Source organism: Variovorax sp. P4_D9 (assembly GCF_056401695.1).
Genome location: NZ_JBFUIU010000880.1, coordinates 1 through 3,513 on the forward strand (window position 1 = coordinate 1; position 3,513 = coordinate 3,513).

The 3,513-nt window shown below is 64.8% G+C and carries 2 protein-coding genes and 1 pseudogene; all 3 read left to right on the forward strand.

Features of this window, described 5'->3' with window-relative positions; all coding sequences use genetic code 11:
- Positions 1 to 278 precede the first annotated feature (278 nt).
- Positions 279 to 1,175: pseudogene (locus AC1DY5_RS47370) on the forward strand (IS110 family RNA-guided transposase); the annotation flags it as partial.
- Positions 1,176 to 1,823: 648 nt separating this feature from the next.
- Positions 1,824 to 2,843, forward strand: coding sequence for an aromatic ring-hydroxylating dioxygenase subunit alpha (locus tag AC1DY5_RS47375; RefSeq protein ID WP_478121298.1), 1,020 nt, complete (start codon positions 1,824 to 1,826; stop codon positions 2,841 to 2,843).
- Between the two features lie 63 nt (positions 2,844 to 2,906).
- Positions 2,907 to 3,513: ABC transporter substrate-binding protein (locus tag AC1DY5_RS47380; protein ID WP_478121299.1), on the forward strand; the 607-nt coding region annotated here is incomplete at its 3' end.

A 3,513-nucleotide genomic window follows, 5' to 3' on the forward strand; every position in this document is an offset into this window, starting at 1 on the left:
TTGTAGATCGTCGTGCGGCTGATTGTAGATCGTCGTGCGGCTGAAGCCGTAGGCGGCAATCACCGCAGAAGGCTTCTCTCCATCGCGAACTCGCTCCACCGCCATCAGGCGAATCTCTTCAAGCGTTTTGTGATCCAGCGTGCGGCCATCTCGTTTCATGCGCTATTGAATCATCAATTCGATTGTCGTGGTGATCTTTTGTAGCCTAAATTATCGACTGCTGAGTAAGACCCGACCTCGCGAATGACCATCAAGGCCAGCGGCGGTGGACCTCGGTCCGATCTGCACGGTGGCTGCACCGCTGGCTGATCGAGCAGGGTGTCGACAACATCGTGGTCGACTCCTCCAGCATCGAGGTGAACCGRCACGCCCGGCGGGCCAAGACCGACCGGCTCGATGGCGACAAGCTGCTGGCGATGCTTCTGCGCCATCATCGCGGCGAGCGCGTGTGGTCGGTCGTGCATGAGCCCACGCCCGAGGACGAAGACGCACGCCGCATGCATCGCGAGCTCGCCCGGCTGACGAAGGAGCGCACCGCTCACACGAACCGCATCAGCTCGCTGCTSGTGCTGCACAACATACGCCCGCACGTCATCATCGGCGGACGCGACTGGCCCRCCTGGTGGGCGCGTCATGGCACACAGGTGCCCCCGGTGCTGCGCGCCGAGATCGAACGCGAGAACGCGCGGCTGGCGCTGGTGAAGCAGCAGGTSAAGGCGATGGAAGCCGAGCGGCGCCAGGAACTGGCCGATGGCAAGCAACCACTGGTGGCGCAACTGGCCCAGCTGCGCGCCGTCGGACCCAAGGGCGCCTGGGTGYTGGTCAAGGAGGTGTTCGGCTGGCGGCGCTTCGCCAACCGGCGCGAACTGGCCGGCTGCCTGGGGTTGGCGCCCACGCCCTATGCCAGCGGCGACAGCCAGATCGAGCAGGGCATCAGCAAGGCCGGCAACAAGCGAGCGCGTGTGTTGCTGGTCGAACTCGCCTGGTGCTGGCTGCGCCTGCAGCCCGGCAGCGCCTTGRCYCAGTGGTTCAACCGGCGCTTCGCTGGTGGGGGCAAGCGCATGCGTCGCGTAGGCATCATCGCCTTGGCGAGAAAACTGGCGATCGCCTTGTGGCGCTTTCTGCAGTACGGCGAGATMCCGGCCGGGGCCACGCTCAAGCCGGCCGCCGCTTGAGAGAGGGCCTGACAGCCTCGCACCGACATACCGCTTGGCAAGGAACGCATCATCATGATCAAAGGTCGACGCGTCCGCGACGGTCACGGGTCACTTCACAGAAGTGACCGTTCCATAAGAAGGGGCGCGCCCGCAACCGGGGTTTGCCAGTGCGCTTCTATGGGGACTCTTTTGTCAAGCCWTKTCAATTGACGTATCGATCAACAATTACTTCATTGCGTAACACCTGTGTATTGCTGAGCGGGYGAGGCAGYTCAGTGGCGTGGGTCATGCATCCTGATTCGAGGTCGGGGTGTGGCGAGCGTTCGAGCCAGTGCTCGGACGAACTTCTATCCGTGCAGGGCGCGGACACCCTGCACCTCATGCTGCATGCGCGCGCACTGGCAAACCCCGGTTACCGGCGCGCCCCATCTGTGAGGACGGTCACTTCTGTGCAGTGACCCGCGGTCGTTTCGGGCGCGTCGAAACCTTTGATCATGATGATTCGTTCCTTGGCCGAGCGCCCGCGCCCGGTGCAAACCCGCTGGCCTTCGGCACCAAAATTAAGTATGTTCTCCATTCAAATGGAGAAGTTACTTACTTAATCGCTGGCACGGTTTCTGCGTACTCCCTTTCCAGACAACCCGTCGGCACTCTCGAGGACCGTTCATGACTGCTTATGCCTACAACGCCTGGTACCCGCTCGCTTGGTCGAGGGACATCGGACGCGACATCGTCACCCGGCGCGTGCTCGAAGAGGACCTCGCGATCTATCGCACCGAAGAGGGAAGCGTCGCCGCCCTGGAAGACGCATGCCCGCACCGACTGGCGCCACTGTCGATCGGCCGGCTCCAGGGCGATGCCATCCAATGCGGCTACCACGGCCTGACCTTCGATTGCAGCGGCCGCTGCACCGTGGCGCCCGGCATGGCGCGGCCGCCCGAGAGCTTCCGCGTGCGCAGCTATCCGACGGCCGAGAGCATGGGGATGGTCTGGGTGTGGATGGGCGACCCGGCCCGGGCCGATCGCAGCCAGGTGTTCCGCCTGCCCCAGTACGATGACGCGAACTACAGCGTGGTCGAGGGCGATGCGCTGCTGGTGCAGTCCAACTACCTGAGCCTGGCGGACAACCTGTGCGACCCGACGCACGTCGTCTACGTGCACCAGAACACGCTCGCCAGCGCCGGCCGCGAGGAGACGCGGGTCCAGCACGAGCGCCAGGGCAACGAGGTCGTGACCTGGCGCTGGGTCATCGACGGGCCGCTCATTCCGATCTTCGAAGGCCTCAAGGACTTCGGGGGCAATGTGGACCGCTGGCACTACTACCACTATCACGCCCCGAGCATCGCGGTGATCGACTTCGGTTCCGCCAGGACGGGGACCGGCGCGCCCGAGGGGAATCGCGAGGATTGCATCCAGATGTACGCCTGCCACTTCATTACGCCGATCGACCAGCGCAGCTGCGTGCAGCACTGGCTCTGCCTCAAGAACTCGCCCGCCGATCCGGAGATCGACGAGCGCCTGCGCAGCAACCTCCGGCTGGCGTTCAACGAGGACAAGCGCGTTCTCGAGGCGATCCAGCGCAACGAGGACAAGCCGCGCCAATGGCACCGCATTCACCTCGGCCTCGACGGCTCGTCGATCAAGATGCGGCGCATCGTCGAAGAGATGGCCGCTGCCGACCGATGAGCTGAGCCGCGACGCTCCCGCCCTCCGAACTCCCACGCCCCCCGCCAGAAAGGACTCCTCGCCATGAACACCGCGCTTTCCGTGTCCGCCCGCCTGCTGGCGGCCTGCCTCAGCATTGCCGGCGGCAGCGCCGTCGCGCAGGCCCCGATCAAGATCGGGGAGATCAACAGCTACAAGGCGCTGCCGCAGAACCTGGTGCCCTACAAGCAGGGCTGGCTACTGGCGCAGGAGGAGGTCAACGCCGCCGGCGGCGTCCTGGGCCGGAAACTGGAGACGGTGTTTCGCGACGACAACGGCAATCCCGGCGATGCGGTGCGCATGGCGGAGGAACTGCTGTCGCGCGAAAATGTTGACCTCCTGGCCGGCGTCACCTTGTCCCACGTCGGGTTGGCGCTGACCGACTTCGCCAAGCAGAAGAAGGTCTTCTTCCTGGCCTCGGGGCCCCTGAGCGACAAGGTCGTCTGGGACAACGGCAATCGCTACACCTACCGCCTGCGTTCCGGCACCTATGCGCTGGCCTCGTCGGTCATCGGCGAGGCCGCCAGGCTCGGCAAGAAGCGCTGGGCCGTGGTGTACCCCAACTACGAATACGGGCAGGCGGCCGTGGCGGCCTTCAAGGAGGGCATGAAGAAGGTGCAGCCGGACATCGAGTTCGTGGCCGAGCAGGCGC